This is a genomic window from Cryptosporangium arvum DSM 44712, assembly GCF_000585375.1.
GTDB lineage: Bacteria > Actinomycetota > Actinomycetes > Mycobacteriales > Cryptosporangiaceae > Cryptosporangium > Cryptosporangium arvum.
Genome location: NZ_KK073874.1, coordinates 2,007,269 through 2,022,991 on the forward strand (window position 1 = coordinate 2,007,269; position 15,723 = coordinate 2,022,991).

The 15,723-nt window shown below is 68.9% G+C and carries 14 protein-coding genes, 1 other RNA gene and 2 pseudogenes; 12 read left to right on the forward strand and 5 right to left on the reverse strand.

Annotation, left to right across the window (positions count from 1 at the left end):
• Nucleotides 1-16: 16 nt before the first annotated feature.
• Complete coding sequence (locus tag CRYAR_RS09310; protein ID WP_035849890.1) at nt 17-766, reverse strand: sulfite exporter TauE/SafE family protein; 750 nt, start codon at nt 764-766, stop codon at nt 17-19.
• Nucleotides 767-810: 44 nt separating this feature from the next.
• Here CRYAR_RS09310 and rnpB point away from each other — a divergent pair.
• The 4 genes and pseudogenes from rnpB to CRYAR_RS09320 all read left to right on the forward strand — a co-directional run bounded on the left by rnpB (nt 811) and on the right by CRYAR_RS09320 (nt 4,815).
• An RNA gene (rnpB, locus tag CRYAR_RS44460) (RNase P RNA component class A) lies at nt 811-1,218 on the forward strand.
• 1,726 nt (nt 1,219-2,944) lie between these two features.
• A pseudogene (locus CRYAR_RS50630) lies at nt 2,945-3,349 on the forward strand (replication initiator); the annotation flags it as partial.
• Nucleotides 3,350-3,393: 44 nt separating this feature from the next.
• Nucleotides 3,394-3,586: pseudogene (locus tag CRYAR_RS50635) on the forward strand (helix-turn-helix transcriptional regulator).
• Nucleotides 3,583-4,815 (forward strand): tyrosine-type recombinase/integrase, encoded by a 1,233-nt coding sequence (locus CRYAR_RS09320; protein WP_483778245.1) that lies wholly within the window; start codon nt 3,583-3,585, stop codon nt 4,813-4,815. Before CRYAR_RS50635 ends, CRYAR_RS09320 begins: the two are co-directional and overlap by 4 nt.
• A gap of 1,381 nt (nt 4,816-6,196) precedes the next feature.
• On the opposite strand, the gene CRYAR_RS09330 is transcribed toward CRYAR_RS09320, so the two are convergent.
• Together CRYAR_RS09330 and CRYAR_RS09335 are read right to left on the reverse strand one after the other, a co-directional pair.
• Complete coding sequence (locus CRYAR_RS09330) at nt 6,197-6,697, reverse strand: hypothetical protein (RefSeq protein ID WP_035849898.1); 501 nt, start codon at nt 6,695-6,697, stop codon at nt 6,197-6,199.
• Between the two features lie 16 nt (nt 6,698-6,713).
• Complete coding sequence (locus CRYAR_RS09335) at nt 6,714-7,634, reverse strand: hypothetical protein (RefSeq protein ID WP_157017532.1); 921 nt, start codon at nt 7,632-7,634, stop codon at nt 6,714-6,716.
• A gap of 136 nt (nt 7,635-7,770) precedes the next feature.
• Here CRYAR_RS09335 and CRYAR_RS09340 point away from each other — a divergent pair, with 136 nt between their 5' ends.
• The 4 genes from CRYAR_RS09340 (at nt 7,771) to CRYAR_RS09355 (ending at nt 11,246) form a co-directional block, all read left to right on the forward strand.
• Nucleotides 7,771-8,763 carry a sensor histidine kinase gene (locus CRYAR_RS09340; RefSeq protein ID WP_035849899.1) on the forward strand — a complete coding sequence of 331 codons (993 nt, stop codon included), beginning with the start codon at nt 7,771-7,773 and terminating at the stop codon, nt 8,761-8,763.
• Nucleotides 8,760-9,386 (forward strand): response regulator transcription factor, encoded by a 627-nt coding sequence (locus CRYAR_RS09345; RefSeq protein ID WP_211247358.1) that lies wholly within the window; start codon nt 8,760-8,762, stop codon nt 9,384-9,386. The genes CRYAR_RS09340 and CRYAR_RS09345 overlap by 4 nt, the downstream gene beginning before the upstream one ends.
• Nucleotides 9,387-9,463: 77 nt before the next feature.
• Nucleotides 9,464-9,850 carry an ACT domain-containing protein gene (locus CRYAR_RS09350; RefSeq protein WP_035849901.1) on the forward strand — a complete coding sequence of 129 codons (387 nt, stop codon included), beginning with the start codon at nt 9,464-9,466 and terminating at the stop codon, nt 9,848-9,850.
• 16 nt (nt 9,851-9,866) lie between these two features.
• Nucleotides 9,867-11,246: a tetratricopeptide repeat protein gene (locus CRYAR_RS09355; RefSeq protein WP_035849903.1), complete on the forward strand. Its 1,380-nt coding sequence runs from the start codon at nt 9,867-9,869 to the stop codon at nt 11,244-11,246.
• Here the strand turns inward: CRYAR_RS09355 and CRYAR_RS09360 are convergent.
• The gene (locus CRYAR_RS09360; RefSeq protein WP_035849904.1) at nt 11,228-11,899 is read right to left on the reverse strand and encodes an SDR family oxidoreductase; all 672 of its coding nucleotides are present in this window, start codon (nt 11,897-11,899) and stop codon (nt 11,228-11,230) included. The two genes, CRYAR_RS09355 and CRYAR_RS09360, sit on opposite strands and share 19 nt — an antisense overlap.
• 54 nt (nt 11,900-11,953) lie before the next feature.
• Between CRYAR_RS09360 and CRYAR_RS09365 the strand changes: the two genes are divergently transcribed.
• The 3 genes from CRYAR_RS09365 (at nt 11,954) to CRYAR_RS09375 (ending at nt 13,267) form a co-directional block, all read left to right on the forward strand.
• Nucleotides 11,954-12,553: a TetR family transcriptional regulator gene (locus CRYAR_RS09365; protein ID WP_035849906.1), complete on the forward strand. Its 600-nt coding sequence runs from the start codon at nt 11,954-11,956 to the stop codon at nt 12,551-12,553.
• A 30-nt stretch (nt 12,554-12,583) separates the two neighbouring features.
• Nucleotides 12,584-12,769 carry a hypothetical protein gene (locus CRYAR_RS09370; protein ID WP_035861493.1) on the forward strand — a complete coding sequence of 62 codons (186 nt, stop codon included), beginning with the start codon at nt 12,584-12,586 and terminating at the stop codon, nt 12,767-12,769.
• Nucleotides 12,770-12,862: 93 nt separating this feature from the next.
• Nucleotides 12,863-13,267 carry a DUF1707 SHOCT-like domain-containing protein gene (locus CRYAR_RS09375; RefSeq protein ID WP_035849908.1) on the forward strand — a complete coding sequence of 135 codons (405 nt, stop codon included), beginning with the start codon at nt 12,863-12,865 and terminating at the stop codon, nt 13,265-13,267.
• 2 nt (nt 13,268-13,269) lie between these two features.
• Here the strand turns inward: CRYAR_RS09375 and panB are convergent, their stop codons facing one another.
• Nucleotides 13,270-14,103 (reverse strand): 3-methyl-2-oxobutanoate hydroxymethyltransferase, encoded by an 834-nt coding sequence (panB, locus tag CRYAR_RS09380; RefSeq protein ID WP_211247945.1) that lies wholly within the window; start codon nt 14,101-14,103, stop codon nt 13,270-13,272.
• A 253-nt stretch (nt 14,104-14,356) separates the two neighbouring features.
• Here panB and CRYAR_RS09385 point away from each other — a divergent pair, with 253 nt between their 5' ends.
• Nucleotides 14,357-15,709, forward strand: coding sequence for a glutamine synthetase family protein (locus CRYAR_RS09385; RefSeq protein ID WP_035849913.1), 1,353 nt, complete (start codon nt 14,357-14,359; stop codon nt 15,707-15,709).
• Nucleotides 15,710-15,723 lie beyond the last annotated feature (14 nt).

Consider the following 15,723-nt stretch of genomic DNA (forward strand, 5'->3'; position numbering starts at 1 on the left):
CTCGGCTCGTGCTGCTCTACCAGATCGCCCGGTAGAGCAGCACGAGGCCGATCACCGTGCCGAAGACGACGACCGTGATTTTCAGGGCCTGCGCCGAGAGTTTCTTGGCGAGCTTCGCACCGAGGTAGCCGCCGACGATGGTGGCGGGCGCGGTGACCGCGACCCCGAGCCAGCTCACCGGGCCGAACAGCGCGTAGACCGCGACGGTGACGAGCCCGACCGTCGCGCTGAGCACGTTCTTCAGCGCGTTCACCCGCTGCAGCGTCTCGTCGATCACGAGGGCCAGCACCGCGACCAGGACGACGCCGAGCGCCGCGCCGAAGTAGCCGCCGTACGCGGAGCCGACGAACGTGAGGCCCACCATCGTCGTGGTCCGGCCGCGCCGGGCCAGGCCTTTCAGCTGGTCCTGGAACGCGAGCACCGCGGTGGCCCCGAGTACCAGGAACGGGACGATGTACTCGAAAATGTCACCCGGTGTGATCAGCAACAGCACACAGCCGATACCGGCGCCGACGACCGCGATCGGGACGAGCGTCCACGCCCGCCGCTTCTGGCCGGCGAGTTCCCGCCGGCTGCCGTAGACGCTGGACAGGTACCCCGGCGCGACGCTCACCGAGTTCGTGACGTTCGCCGAGACCGGCGGCAGACCGGCCGCGAGCAGGGCCGGGAACGTCAGCAGGGACCCGCCCCCGGCGATTCCGTTGACGATCCCGGCCGCCAGACCGGCGACCACGAGCAGCCCGATGGCGGGCAGCGACAGGTGCATCACTGTGTTCTTTCCATGTTGCGTATCATCATGCGCGCGGCGGACGAGTCGGCCGGGCGGTCGCGTCAGCGTCTCTTCGGAGACACTGCCGAGGAACGTCCGGGCTCCACAGGGCAGGGTGGTTGTTAACGGCAACCCGGGGTGACCCGCGGGACAGTGCCACAGAAAACAAACCGCCGGTCGCTTCACGCGGTCGGTAAGGGTGAAACGGTGGTGTAAGAGACCACCAGCGCCCCGGGTGACCGGGGCGGCTCGGTAAACCCCACCCGGAGCAAGGTCAAGAGGAGCGACTCCGGTCGCTCTGCGTGAACGTTCGAGGGCGGCTCGCCCGAGTTCACGGGTAGACCGCTAGAGCCTGTCGGCAACGGCAGGCCGAGATGGATGACCGCCGGCCGGAGCAATGCCGCAAGGCGCTCCGGCCACAGGACCCGGCGTACAGGCCGACTCGTCCGCCGCCCCTCTGGTCGAGGGGCGGCTTGGGGCTCTGACCTCCCGGTTCGTTGGGTGGACGTCGGTCGACATTGGTCGGCTCCGGCCGTCATCTGACGCCCTGGGCGCGCCCTGACGCCCTGTAGACGCCCTGAGATTCGCCCTTCGTGCATCCCGTCTGCCGTCGACCCACCGCTCGCGGGAGCGGGCCGGCAGTGGGGCCGCCGCGTGCCTTCGCGTCGCCCGCTGTGCGTCGAGAGGATGGCGGCCCCGGTGACGGTCTGCTCGGCTTGCCCTGGGTCGACGGTAGGCGGGATGCCTCATCCCCGGAGCCTGAGCGCCTGCTTGTCGATTTGAGCGCGCCGGTACGGCGGGTGGATCGCCGGCGGTGGTCAGCCGTCGCACGTCGTGTGCGACGCCGTGGCGGCGCGGCCGGTGACCGGCCGGAGGCCGCATGCTCCGGCCGCGAAACGCCGACGGCGTCGACAGACGGAGAGGAGGCGCGCTGGCCGGGCCGCAGGCCCGGCCCTTGATCCTAAAGAGCACAATCCGGCAGTTAGGCATCGTCGAACTGGGCGCTCTAGGGATTGCAGTCGGCTAAGGTTCGGGACCGTGGGGGACGTGCTTGCGCTGGCTAAGCCGCTCAGCGACCTTACTTGGGTCGACTGGATAACCTTCGCGGGTTTGCCGTTGGCGCTGATTGGCCTCGCCATAACCTGGTGGCAGGCGAAGTCGGCAACTGACGCCTCCAAGGCGGCGACGAAGGCCGTCAGAAGTACAGAGAGACAGCTGAGAGCGAACCGACTAATGGGGGTAGCACCTCAGCTGAGGTGGATTTCAGCGGAACTTGAGATGGCGGTAGAGGCTGGCGACGGATTGCTGGTCCGTCGATTTTTGCGTAACTGGCGTCAGCAAGGGGCTAACGCTGCTGGCTTGCTACAGGCGAGCGACGACGTCCCAGAGGAAGTGGTGCAGCGGCTGCGGAAGAGCATAGGTCTCGCCTCGACAGCTGGCGAAAGTATCCTAGCGGGAAAGCAGCCGATCGCGGATTCGTGCAAAAGAGCGCGAGTCGCTATTGCGGACTGCTGTGACGCGATTGAGCTTTGGATCGGCGAATACGCCTCCCGTACTGCCGAATAAGGCGAAAGGCATAAGATGCGTGAAGAAGTTCGGGACAAGATGATTTCTCTCGCTCGAGCACTATTGTCTCAAACTAATAAAGGTGCGCTTAATTGGGAGGAAACGGATAACGAGGATACCTTTCTGTATCCGGGTGGCAATTCAAGTTTGACCATTAGTATGGTCCGAACTCGCCGAGACGAGGAGCGTTATCGCCTCACATTGAGCAATTCTAGGGGTACGCCGGTCGAGGCGCTAGAGTCCGCCTATGACAGTATAGGTATGCAGGAGCACCCTTATACTCCGATCCTGCGGGACCTATTCGACGCGGCGCGCGGCAATGCTTTGCAGGTGGAAACAGTCTTGGACGAGGCTCTTCGCGAAGTGCTAGGTGAAACTCCCTAAGCCTAATCGAGGCAACTATTTTGTCATTCTTTGGTAAAGTGGCGGCCTTCTGTCATAGTACTAATCAGGAGGTCGCCGCACCTCGACCCCTCGCCGGGTAGTGACGTGACTCTAAGAATCTCACGCAGCCTACGTGGAGTTAGATAGTCGACGCCACGTCGGGCGGCGGAGACCGACGCTCAGAAAGCGCACGTCGACCGGCTCGCCGCCGCGCTTCGCTACGAACCGTGCTCGGAACGGTGCGCGAACTGGCTGCTCTACGGCGTCCAGCCCCGGAACGCGAAAGCCGGTCTGGTTCCCGGTCGGTGTTCCGGCAAAGCCCACCGCCGGGAAACGCTCGGCTTCGTCGGCCGGCGGGTGCTGGTCTCCCGGAAGTGGTCCGGCAAGACGCTCACCGACCACCGCGCCGACCGCAAAGCCCACGTGCTCCGCGTCCTCGGCGCTGTCGGCAAACAGGTCGAGAACGCCGACGGCTACGTCTGGGAACGTGCCCGACCCACTGATGACGACTGCCCACCGGTCGCATCCCTGCTGATGCGCACGCTCACTGACCGCCTCCGCTGGAGACAGGAGTACGCCCACGCCCAAGAAGCCCTCGCCGACTTTTCGGCAATCGCCCACGCCGCCTGACCGGGGAGACGACGCCATGACGACGAAGGCCACTGTTTTCAGCCATCACCGATGCCCCGTCGCTCTCCGACCGGCTCTGGACCGTCCAGGACGTCTCCCCACTACCTTGGCGTACCGGTCGAGACGCTCTACCGCTGGCGCAAGCACCGGACCGGCCCACCGGCCGCGAGGGTCGGCCGGCACCTCCGCTACGAACCGGCGGACGTCCGTGCCTGGGTGAAAGCGCAGGTCGCCTGATGGCCCACATCGAAGATCGCTGGTTCACACCGCAACACGACGACGACGGCAAGCTCGTGCTGAACGCGCGAGGCAAACCGGTCATGGCGCGGACGACGCTGTACGGCACCGGGCTGCGGTATCGAGTTTGCTACATCGGTCCGGACGGGCGCGAGCGCAAGAAGTCGTTTCCCGACCGGGCCAAGCAGGCGGCCGAAGCGTTCATGGCCACCGTCGAAGCGGACAAGCACCGGGGAACGTTCATCGACCCGGCGGCCGGTTGCATGCTGTTCGGCGAGTTCGCCGAGACGTGGTTACGGACCCGGACCTACGACAAGTCGACGATGGAGAGCCTCGAAGTACGGGTGCGGAAGCACATCCTGCCGTTCTTCGGTTCCCGGCCGCTGTCGTCGATCAAGCCCAGCGCGGTCGCGGAGTGGGATAGCGAGCTGGCCGGCGTCCTCGCGCAAGACACGCGGTCGGTCGCGTTCGCCTACCTGCGCATGATCTTGACGGCGGCCGTCGACGACGAGCGGATCGCCAAGAATCCGTGCTCGGCGAAGTCCGTGAAGCAGCCTCGGCCGGTCGAGCGTCGGGTGATCCCGTGGACGTACGACGACGTTTCGGCAATCCGCGCGAACCTGCTTCCGCGCTACCGGCCGGTCGTCGACCTCGGCGGCGGGTGCGGCATGCGACAGGGCGAAATCTTCGGGCTCGGCGTCGACGACCTGGACCTCGTCGGCGGGTGGGTGCACGTCCGGCGACAGGTGAAGCGGGTCTACTCGCGGCTCGTGTTCGGGCTCCCGAAGAACGACAAGGATCGCCGGGTGCCGCTGCCCGCGTCGATCGCAGCGGCGCTCCGGGCGCATCTCGCCGAGTTCCCGACGGTGAGCGTCACGCTGCCGTGGGAGGACCCGTTCGGAGACGAGCGCGTGACCGTGCCGTTGGTCTTCGTCACGTCGCGGCGGGGTGCGATCAATCGGAGCCACTTCAACAGCAAGGTCTGGCATCCGGCGCTCGCGGCCGTCGGCATCCCGCATACCCGGGCGACCGGTGTGCACGCGCTGCGGCACTTCTACGCCTCGACGCTGCTCGACGCGGGGGAGAACGTCCGGGCACTGGCGACCTACCTCGGCCACGCCGACCCGGGCTTCACCCTCCGGATCTACACGCACCTCATGCCGTCGAGCGAGGAGCGGACCCGAACCGCGATCGATTCCCTGTTCGGCGTTCCGCTGCGGGCTGCGTGAGAATGCGCAGACACAGGAATCACTGTGGCCACGCCACTACTCGACCGTTTCGTTTTGCGTTGACGTCGGCCAAATTGTGGCGAGACCAGCTCATACTTGGCGCATGGCGCGCCCGTCGTGGAGTCCGCGCCGACCAAGAGGTCGGCGCCCCGTGTGGTGGGTGCTCATTCCTACGCTTGTTAGCTTGACGGCTTCACCGGCTAGCGGTTGGGACAGCCCGCCGAGCGCAGCGCAGGCAACGCTTCTTCTCGTCACCGCTGGCTCCGCCGCCATCGCCGCCTGGTTCGCCTTGCCTGCGTCGCATATTAAAAAAACGTGAACCCATTCATTCATGTTCGTCATTCGCTGGCCGCAGCGCGGTGAGGCCCGGCTCAGGGAGCCGGGTGCGGACGCCCTAGCGGCGCCCTGACGGATGAGGAGATGACGAAACGGCTGGTCAGGGCGTCGTCCCAGACAGACCCCGGTGTACAGGCCGACTCGTCCGCCGCCCTGGCCGGTCAGAAATGGTCGGAGCGGTCGGCCGTCCAGTGGTACTCCCCGTCGAGGTCGAGGCCCGACAGGTCGGGTTCGCGCTGGCCGACGACCGAGATTCCTCACTTCCTCGGTGATGTGGACCAGGAGCAGGCGCACGCCGCCCTCCTGGGTACCCACGGCGGTATACAGCGCTCGCGCGGCGGCGGCAGACGATCGCACGTAGCTGGCGACGGCATCAGCTGGGGCGACGATGACCACGGGGGGCTTCAGTGATCGGCTGTGAAGCGTGCCGAGGAAGATCTTTCCCGGCTGACGGACGAGAGCGGCCGACGAATGCACTACCTCCAACTCTGGTACGACTAGCCGCCGCCAAGCGTGTGCCTTGCCCCCCGTGCAGCGCCACTCGGCCGTGAACGATCCGCTTCGTGGCTGATCGGCCGATAGGGCGGTCATGCAGGTAGTCATTCGATGGATCGCACGTCATACCGTGCTGCTCGGGCTATTCTTTGCGATCGCCGTCATCGCCGGGTAGCGAGACGCCATCGGGCGTGTGGATGCCGGGACCGCTGTGCGTTGGGCGCGGACGGCATACGCCTCGTCCCTGCGCGCTGCTGGAACGCGACGACGACTGAGTCCCTGCAGCGAAGCTATCTAGGATTTTGAGGACGGCGCTCGACTTTCCTTCTTCGAAGGGAGCCGACGATCACCGCGTTGACTGTCGCTGCCAGGGCGAATATGCCAACTACTCCGACGCGTGTTGCCCATTCGTGAAGAAGAGGAGCGACTGGGCGCGAGTCCTGAACTGCACCAGCCGCTACCACCAGGGCGGCGACAACAACCACGTAGCCCGCGCCGACGAGGACGTACCTCTTGTCCCGGGACCGACCGCATGGCGTCACGATCGGGCCTACCAGCACCAACTCGTGAAGTCGGCGGTCAACCCACCCTCGTCGGCCATTCTGAGCACGCTGATGGCCACGATCAGGCCCGGCAGCCCCAGCGCGCCGCCGATCAGGCCGGCCAGGGCCAGCGACGAGCCGCGGCGCCGCCGGCGTTCGCAGCGCCGGAAGGCGATCGGGCCCAGCACCACCGCGGCTACCGAGCACGTCGCCAGGACGAGTCCCGGGGTCAGCCCGGGCTGGATGAACGCGAAGCCGATGCCGTACATGTCCAGGTACGGCAACCCGCCCAGGAACCCGAGCAGACCGAGGACGAAGGCCACCACCGCGAGACGCTCCCGCGGCGACGAAACCACACCCTCGGTCATCGGACCCCCCGCCGAACAGATCGGCGGGGGCGCGACGCGGTTGAGGACGACCCCGGAATCAACGAACGCCCCGGAATCAACGACCACCCCGCCCTCTTCCGGGCCACGATCGGCGAGCGCACCGGCCGGAGCGGCGATCACACCGGGTGAGGAGCGTTCAATCCGCGCGATTCGTCGAGACCGCGCCGACGGTCGTGCGATTCGTCGACGATTCCGAGTCTCGGCGGCGTTCCGCGTAGGCGTACGTCGCCACGCCCAGCGCCAACCCCCACGGCAGCCATAGCAAACCCGGCGCCGCGGTCGCCGACACCGAGCCGCCCTCCACCGCGAACCGGATGACCACCAACCCCGCGATCGTCACCGCAGCGGACACCACCGAGGCCGGGACCACCGCCAGCCACACCGGCACGCTCCGCCCGCCGCGCAACGGCACCCAGCGGGGAAACCTCTCGCCCCACCGCATGATCAGACCCAGGGTCAGCAGCACACCCACCACGTCGGGGATCACCAGCATCCAGGCCGCCGCCGCGGGGAGGCCTTTGGCGGCGACGTCAGCGGCCAGATCGTCGACGAACCGCTGGGACACCCCCAGGGGGAGGCCGAGGTTCCAGGCCGCGCGCTGCAGGGCGTAGGGGAGGGGTGCGAGCACCGCGACGAGCGTCGCCCAGCGGCCGATCGTCAGCCAGCGCCCCGCGTCGACGGCCGCCGGTCGTAGCAGCACGACCGCGGAGCGGGCGAGCAGACCCGCACCCAGCACGCACAGGGCCTGGTTGAGCACCGGCCGGTCGACCAGGCCGAAGAAGCCGCTGAAGCTGTACGCGAGGTTCTGCAGCAGGCGGACGTCCGGCACGACGGCGAGCAACGCCGCCGCGCACACCAGGAGTACGACCCCGGGTGCGCGGCCGGGGCGGCGCATCGCCCACACCGCGGTGGCCGCGGCGATCAGCGCGCCGCACCCCAGCGCCACGCCGGTCGGGACCGGGTGCGCGGAGGCGAGCAGACTGCCCATCTCGCGGCCCCGCGAATCGCCGTCGCCGAACGGGAAGCCCGGTGCGCCGAGCGCCCACGCGAGCGACATCAGACCATAAGCGACACACCAGACGGCGGTCGGAACGAGGATCACCATGCCCTCGACGGTGCGACTTCCCGGCCGTCCCCGCCCATCTCCCGATCGGCAGACGCGAACTGTCGGTGCCCCCCTCTATCGTGAATGGATGACCAGGTCACGGGCGATCGGCAGCGCGGTGGTGGCGCTCGCCGCACTGGCGCTGGCGCTCGTCGTCTCACCGGAGTTCCGCCCCGCGCGGGACACACCGACGGTCGTCGGTGTGGTCGTGCTCGCGGTGCTGGTGGGGGCGTGGCCGAACACCCGCTGGTGGATCGGCCCGGCGGCGGCGTCCGTGGTGGTCGCCACGGCGGCCGGGGTCGCGAGCTGGCTCCCGAACCCGACGATCGGCGGGGGCATCTGGTCGCTGGAACTCACCGCGGTGCTGATGGTCCTGCTCGCGTTGCTCTGCCGCTGGAGCCCTCCGGCCTGGGTGGTGGCCGTCGCGCCGGCGGGGGTCTTCGTCGAGTCCACGTTGATCCTGCAGACCACCGGCGCGCCGGTGATGACCGGCTGGGAAGCCGTCGGCGCGTGCGTGTTCTGGTCGTTGGCGGGCCTGGTCGGCACGGGTTCAGGCCTTTACCTGCGTCAGTTGGACGGCCGGCGAGCGGCCGCCGTCACGAACGCGCGGCGGGTCCAGCGGGTGCGGCTGGCCGCGGATCTGCACGACGGTGTCGCGCACGACGTGAGCGCGATGGTGCTCCAGGCGCAGGCGGCGAAGGTCCTGCTCGGGGAGCGAGCGGGCGACGTGGCGAGCGTCCTCGACCGGATCGAGGCCGACGGCACCCGGGCACTCGCCTCGATGCAGCGTTCGATCCACGTCTTACGGGAGGGCGAGGCCGACCGGCCGATTCCGCAGCCCGAGCTCCCGGTCGTGCAGCGGGTGATCGCCGAGGCGCTCCGCAACGCCGAGAAACACGGCGACGGCGGCGGCGTGACGCTCGTGATCACGAACCCGCTTCCGTCCACCCGAAGACCGCGCGGCCCGGGGCTCCGGTACGGCCTGGCCGGTCTCGCCGACGAGGTCGAAGCGGCCGGCGGCACGTTCAGCGCGGGCCCCGACGGCGACCGCTGGACCGTGCGCCTGGAGCTGCCGTCGTGATCCGGGTACTGATCGCCGACGACCAGGAAGCGGTTCGGTTCAGCTTCCGGACGATTCTGAACGCCGCGCCGGGCATGCGCGTCGTCGCGGAGGCGGAGAACGGCACGCGCGCGTTGGAGCTGGCCGACGAGTACAAGCCCGACGTCGCGCTGGTCGACATCCGCATGCCGGGCCTGGACGGGCTGGAGCTGACCAAGGTGCTCTCGCCGACGATCAAGGTGGTCGTGGTGACCACCTACGACCTGGACGCCTACGTGCACACGGCGCTGCGCAACGGGGCCTGCGGGTTCCTGCTGAAGCACTCCGGCGCCGCGCTGCTGGCCGCGGCGGTCCGGGCCGCGGCCGCGGGCGACGCGCTGATCAGTCCGGAGATCACCGTGCGGCTGCTGCGCGAGCTCAGCCCACGCACGGCGGACGCCAACCCGCTCACCGACCGGGAGCTCGACATCGTCGCGCTCGTCGCCGACGGCAAGACGAACGCCGAGATCGGCGCCGACCTCTACATCACCGCCGGCACCGTGAAGACCCACCTCGCGCACATCCAGCAGAAGCTCGACGTCCCGAACCGGGTGGGCATCGCCGCCTGGGCCTGGGAAACCGGCCACCGCCGCCCCACCCGCTGATCCCCGCCCCGGACACGGCGTGGTCACGGCCGTGGTGACGGCGGGCGCGGTCGACCCGGTCGTTCTACGCTCGACGAATGTCGACGTTCGTACCCCAGAAACTCCATCTTCGACCAGATCTGTTTGCCATCGAGCGTCACGACAGCGAGGACATCGTCGGTTCCGCCGACTGGGTCGCGCTGGTCCGCGCTCCGCAGGGTCTCACCGTGATCCGCACGGTCGCCGACGCCGCCGACGGCTGGCGTGCGTTCCAGGGCCAGTCGTCGCACGAGCTCGACGTGCCGGGGATGCTGCTCAGCATCCTCGCGCCGCTCGGGGAGGCCGGGCTCCCGGTGTTCGCCGCATCCACCTACGACGCCGACCTGGTGCTCGTCCCCGCGTCCCACGCCGAGAAGGCCGCCACCGTGCTGAGCACCGCCGGCCACGAAGTCCACGAAGACCGCGACCACCACGAGAGCCTCTAGGACACGGAGTACGACGATGGGCGTCGACCAGCACGGCCTGCCGACGACCGTGGCGAACCGCGCCGCGCTCGACCACTACGACCGTGCGGTCGACGAACTGCTGCACTTCCGCGCCGAGGTCGTCGCCGAGTCCGGCGCGGCGCTCGACGAGGACCCCACGTTCCCGATGGCGGTCGCGTTGCGGGCCTACCTCGGCCTGCTCACGACCGACCACGACGACGCCGTCGCGGCCCGTGCGTACCTCGCGACCTACCGACCGGGTGAAACGCACCCGAGAGAACGAGCCCACCTGCACGCGGCGAACCAGCTCGCGGGCGGTGACTTCCACGCCGCCGGCCGCACGCTCCGCGACCTCACGGTCGAGTACCCGCGGGACGCCCTCGCGCTCGCCGTCGGCCATCAGATCGATTTTTTCACCGGTGACGCCGTCAGCCTGCGTGACCGGATCGGCGGGGCGCTCTCCGCCTGGCATCCCGACGACCGCCACTACCCGAACGTGCTCGGCATGTACGCGTTCGGCCTCGAGGAAGCGGGGCACTACGACCGTTCCGAGGACGTCGGGCGGGAGGCCGTCGACCGCGACCCCCGGGACGTCTGGGGCATCCACGCGGTGGCGCACACCTACGAGATGCAGGGGCGCTTCGGCGACGGCCTCCGCTACCTCGACGACCGGCTCGACGACTGGTCGAAGGACACGTTCTTCAACGTCCACAACTGGTGGCACTACGGGCTGTACGCGCTGGAGAAAGGCGACAACGCCCGCGCGCTCGAGATCTACGACACCGTGCTGTACGACCCCGACGGCATCTCGCTGCAGCTGCTGGACGCCGCCGCGCTGCTCTGGCGCTTCGCGCTGGCCGGCGATCGGCAGACCGCACGGTTCGCCGCTCTCGTGGAACCGTGGCAGCGCCGGGCCGAGCACCCGTTCTACGCGTTCAACGACGCCCACGCCGTGATGGCTTACGTCGGCGCGGGGCGGTTCGACCTGGCCGAGGCGTTGATCCGCAGCCGCACGGAGTGGATCGACACCGAACAGCAAGGCTCGAACCACGCGATGACCGCCCGCGTCGGGCTACCCGTCTGCCGGGCGCTCCTCGCGTTCGGGCAGGCCCGCTACGAGCAGACCGTGGACCTGCTCTACCCGATCCGCGATCACGTCAACGAGTTCGGCGGCAGCCACGCGCAGCGGGACGCGGTCTACAAGACCCTGGTGGAGGCCGCGCTGCGCGCGAAGAAGCTGCCGCTGGCCCGCACGTTGATCAGCGAACGCCTGAACGTGCGCCCGTGCAGCCCGTACAACTGGCTCAAGCAGGCCGAACTGGCCCGCGCGCTCGGCGAGGACGCGGCCGCGACCGCCGCGCAGGCCCGGGCGAGCGCCTACCAGGGAACGACCTGATCGGTGTAGTCCACGAAGTGGAAGCCGCCGCTTCCGGCGCGCTTCTCGACCGTGTCGACGACCGGCGGCACCGCTTCGGCGACCGTGCGCACCGCGCCCGGCCCGCCCAGCTCGGTGCGCACGTGGCCGGGGTTGACCAGGAGCAGCGTGCGCCCGTCGCCCTCGTGTCGCACCGCGTAGCAGCGCATCAGCTGGTTCAGCGCGGACTTGCTCGCCCGGTAGACGTCGTACCCGGCGTTGTCGTTGAGCGTGATGCTGCCCTGCCGCGACGACATCACCGCGATCGTCCCGGTCGGCGGCACCAGGTCGCCGAGCGCCTCGATCGCGCGCATCGGGCTCAGCACGTTCGTCACCATCACGTCGACGAACTCCTCGGTGGAGACCGATGCGGCCGGTGCGTCGGTGCTCGCGACGCCGGCGTTGACGAACAGGAGGTCGATCGTCTGCCCGTCGAGTCGCCTGCGCAGGGCGTCGAGTTGGTCCGGGCTGGTGATGTCGAGGGTTTCCACGGTGACGTCGAGGTCGGCGAGGGCGTCGGGGGAGCCGTTGCGGACGGTTCCGATGACGTTCCAGCCGCGGGCCCGGAACTCGGCGGCCATCCCGAGGCCCAGGCCGCGGGACGCTCCGAGGATCAGCACGGTTGAGTTGCTCATGGCGCCAGTATAGCCAACGCCAACGTTGGAGTTGGGAGCGCTAAGCTGAGAGACATGCCCCGGGACGTCGAAGCCACCAAACGACGGATCCGCGACGCCGCGCTGCGGGAGTTCGCCGAGCACGGGCTGCACGGCACCACCGTCGAGCGCATCGCGGTGCGAGCCAAGGCCAACAAGGAGCGGATCTACAGCTACTTCGGCGACAAGAACGCGCTGTTCCTGAGCGTCATCGCCGAGGAGTTGGACAAGGTCGCCGCCGCGATCCCGGTCCGCGTCGAGCGCACCGAGGACTTCGGCGAGATGGCCGGTCGCACGTTCGACTACCTGCGTGAGGACCCGGGGCTGCAGCGGCTGATGCTCTGGGAAGGGCTGGCGGACACCGGAGCGGTCGCCGACGAGGCCAACCGCGGGCTCCACTACCGGGAGAAGACCGAGGCGATCCGGGTCGCCCAGCAACGCGGCCTGCTGGACGACACCCTCGAGCCGCACCACCTGATGTTCTTCCTGCTGGCGCTGGCGAACTGGTGGTTCGCGGCCCCGCAGATGGCGCGCATGCTCACCGGCGGCCCGATCGACGAGGACGAGTGGGCCGGCCGGCGCCGCGCGGTGGTCGCGGCGGCCAACCGTTTGTGCCGCCCCGACGTCGGGAAATAGGCGTTCGGACCGAGAGGACAGGTGATCGCGATGGCCGAGGAAACCCGGTACTGGTGGAACCTCAAGCACAAGCGCGTCGAAACCGACGACGACCGGGGCAAGGCGGCTGACCGCCTCGGCCCGTACTCGTCTCGGGAAGCCGCGGAGAAGGCCCTGGACACCGTCGCCGCACGGAACGCGGCCGCGGACGCCGAAGACCGGCGCTGGAACGACTGATCGCTCGAACTCCCGGGGTACCGTCGAGATGAACCGTTTCGACCGGCGGCGAGATCGCTCGGCGAGGGTTCGCCGAGTACCCCGGGAGGCAGCATGGACTTCGATCGTCCACCGGTTCGCGCTTCGGACAAAGACCGCGAGCGTGTCGTCGAACTGCTGCGGCAGCACACATCCGAGGGCCGGCTGACGATCGAGGAGTACGAGCAGCGCGTCGAGACGGCGTACGCGACCAAGACCGTCGCCGAACTGCGTCCGTTACTGGCGGACCTGCCGGTGCCGCTCGACGAGGTGCTCCCGGCGGCGGCCGTGGTGAAACCGGCCCGCGCGCCGGAGCACTCCGACGGTTGGGTGCGCTACGCGATGATCGCCGCGGCGGTCTTCCTGATGCTCGGTGCGCTGGTGGCCGCGAGCCGGGGAGTCTTCGCGGTCTGGCCGCTGCTCCTGATCGGCATCTTCGTGTTCGGTGGCGGCAGCGGAGGCCGCCGCCGCCACCACTGAACTCAGTGGAAAGTGTGTTCCTCGGCCGGGAACTTGCCTTCCCGGACGTCCTCGGCGAACCGGCGGGCCGCGTCGTCGAGGATCGCGTTCATGTCCGCGTACTGCTTGACGAACCGCGGCAGCTTGCCGGTGCGCAGGCCCGCCATGTCCTGCCAGACCAGCACCTGCGCGTCGGTGTAACCGCCGGCTCCGATGCCGACCGTCGGTACCCGGATCGCGTCGGTGACCCGCTTGGCGACGTCCGAGGTGACCATCTCCAGCACCACCGCGATCGCACCGGCCTCGGCGAGCGTGACCGCGTCCTCGACGATGCGGTCGGCGTCGTCACCGCGGCCCTGTACGCGGTAGCCCGACAGCAGGTTCTCGTGCTGCGGGGTGAAGCCGACGTGCGCGAACACCGGGATGCCGGCCCCGGTCAGCGCGTCGACCTGTGGCGCGACCCGCGCGCCACCCTCGAGCTTGACCGCGTGCGCGCGGCCTTCCTTCAGGAACCGGACGCCGGTCGCGAGCGCCTGCGCGGGCCCGGACTCGAACGACCCGAACGGGAAGTCGGCCACCACCATCGCCCGCGAAGCCGCGCCGCTCACGGCCCGGACCAGCGGAATCAATTCGTCGACGGTGACCGGCAGCGAAGTCTCGTTGCCGAACACGTTGTTCGACGCCGAGTCGCCGACCAGCAGGACCGGGATACCGGCCCGGTCGAACAGGGCGGCGGTGTACTGGTCGTAGGACGTGAGCATCGCCCACCGCTCACCGCGTTCCTTCGCGGCGACCAGGTCACGGGCACGGACTCGGCGGTGCGAGGGACCGCCGTACAACGACGTCTCTTCGGACATCATCGTCCCCTTTCCTCCTCGAGGCCCGCCTGCGCGGGTCCCCGGGTACGCCTTCATCGTCGCACCGGATCCGCCCGCACGCGCGTGGGGTTCGTCACGGTCGGAGTGCCCCCTTGTGATGTGATATCAGCGTCATCCAGGGCCAGATCCGGCGATTCCCCACAGGGTGCCCCAACCCCGTAACGTCGTCGTAACAAGGCCCCGGGAGACTCCGGGCAGCAGTCCGAGTGCACTGAAACGAGGGGAACGCGTCGTGGACCGTCAGCAGGATTTTGTGCTGCGCACGCTGGAAGAGCGAGACATTCGCTTCGTCCGGCTGTGGTTCACCGACGTGCTCGGGACGCTGAAGAGCGTCTCGGTCGCGCCGGCGGAGCTCGAGGCGGCGTTCGAAGAGGGCATCGGCTTCGACGGCTCGGCGATCGAGGGCTTCACCCGGGTCTACGAGGCCGACATGGTCGCGATGCCCGACCCGTCGACGTTCCAGGTCTTCCCGTTCGAGGGTGCCGGGTCCGGCGAGAGCGCCCGGATGTTCTGCGACATCCAGATGCCCGACGGGTCGCCGTCCTGGGCCGACCCGCGCCACGTGCTGCGTCGCGCCCTGCGCAAGGCCGCCGACAAGGGGTTCACGTTCTACACGCACCCCGAGATCGAGTTCTTCCTGCTGGCCGACCACCCCACCGACGGTCGCCGGCCCACGCCGGTCGACTCCGGCGGCTACTTCGACCACACCACGCACGCCACCGCGCGTGACTTCCGTCGGCAGGCCGTGCTGGCGCTGGAGCGCATCGGCATCTCGGTGGAGTTCAGCCACCACGAGACCGCGCCCGGTCAGCAGGAGATCGACCTGCGCTACGCCGACGCGCTGGCCACCGCCGACAACATCATGACGTTCCGGCACGTCATCAAGGAGGTCGCGCTCTTCCAGGGCGTCTCCGCGACGTTCATGCCCAAGCCGTTCACCGACCTGGCCGGCAACGGCATGCACACCCACCTGTCGCTGTTCGAGGGCGAGCGCAACGCGTTCCACGACCCGGGCGACCCGATGACGCTGTCGAAGACCGCCAAGGCGTTCATCGCCGGCATGCTCTTCCACGCGCGGGAGTACACCGCCGTCACCAACCAGTGGGTGAACTCGTACAAGCGGCTGTTCGGCGCTCCGCAGCACAACGTCGTCAACGAGGCGCCCAGCGCGATCAGCTGGGGGCACCTGAACCGGTCGGCGCTGGTGCGGGTGCCGCGCTACGGCAAGCCGCACTCGGCTCGCGTCGAGATCCGGTCGGTCGACGCGGCCTGCAACCCGTACCTGACGTTCGCGGTGCTGCTGGCGGCCGGTCTCAAGGGCATCGAAGAGGGCTACGAGCTGCCTCCGGGGGCCGAGGACGACGTGTGGTCGCTCTCGCCGGAGGAGCGGCGTGCGCTGGGGTACGAGGACCTGCCGCACAACCTCTCCGAGGCGCTCGGCTACATGGAGAAGAGCGAGCTGGTCGCCGAGACGCTCGGCGAGCAGATCTTCGACTTCTTCTTGAAGAACAAGCGCGCCGAGTGGGACGACTATCGCCGCCAGGTCACCGCGTACGAGCGGCGTCGGTACCTGCCATTCTTGTGAGCGGCAGTCGATAG

Bases quoted from the DNA above. Each gene is read 5' to 3' on its own strand.
- CRYAR_RS09310 (WP_035849890.1), bottom strand. From the start codon at position 766: ATGCACCTGTCGCTGCCCGCCATCGGGCTGCTCGTGGTCGCCGGTCTG.
- CRYAR_RS09335 (WP_157017532.1), bottom strand. From the start codon at position 7,634: ATGTCGCTCGCGTGGGCGCTCGGCGCACCGGGCTTCCCGTTCGGCGAC.
- CRYAR_RS09340 (WP_035849899.1), top strand. From the start codon at position 7,771: ATGACCAGGTCACGGGCGATCGGCAGCGCGGTGGTGGCGCTCGCCGCA.
- CRYAR_RS09350 (WP_035849901.1), top strand. From the start codon at position 9,464: ATGTCGACGTTCGTACCCCAGAAACTCCATCTTCGACCAGATCTGTTT.
- CRYAR_RS09355 (WP_035849903.1), top strand. From the start codon at position 9,867: ATGGGCGTCGACCAGCACGGCCTGCCGACGACCGTGGCGAACCGCGCC.
- CRYAR_RS09360 (WP_035849904.1), bottom strand. From the start codon at position 11,899: ATGAGCAACTCAACCGTGCTGATCCTCGGAGCGTCCCGCGGCCTGGGC.
- CRYAR_RS09365 (WP_035849906.1), top strand. From the start codon at position 11,954: ATGCCCCGGGACGTCGAAGCCACCAAACGACGGATCCGCGACGCCGCG.
- CRYAR_RS09370 (WP_035861493.1), top strand. From the start codon at position 12,584: ATGGCCGAGGAAACCCGGTACTGGTGGAACCTCAAGCACAAGCGCGTC.
- CRYAR_RS09375 (WP_035849908.1), top strand. From the start codon at position 12,863: ATGGACTTCGATCGTCCACCGGTTCGCGCTTCGGACAAAGACCGCGAG.
- panB (WP_211247945.1), bottom strand. From the start codon at position 14,103: ATGTCCGAAGAGACGTCGTTGTACGGCGGTCCCTCGCACCGCCGAGTC.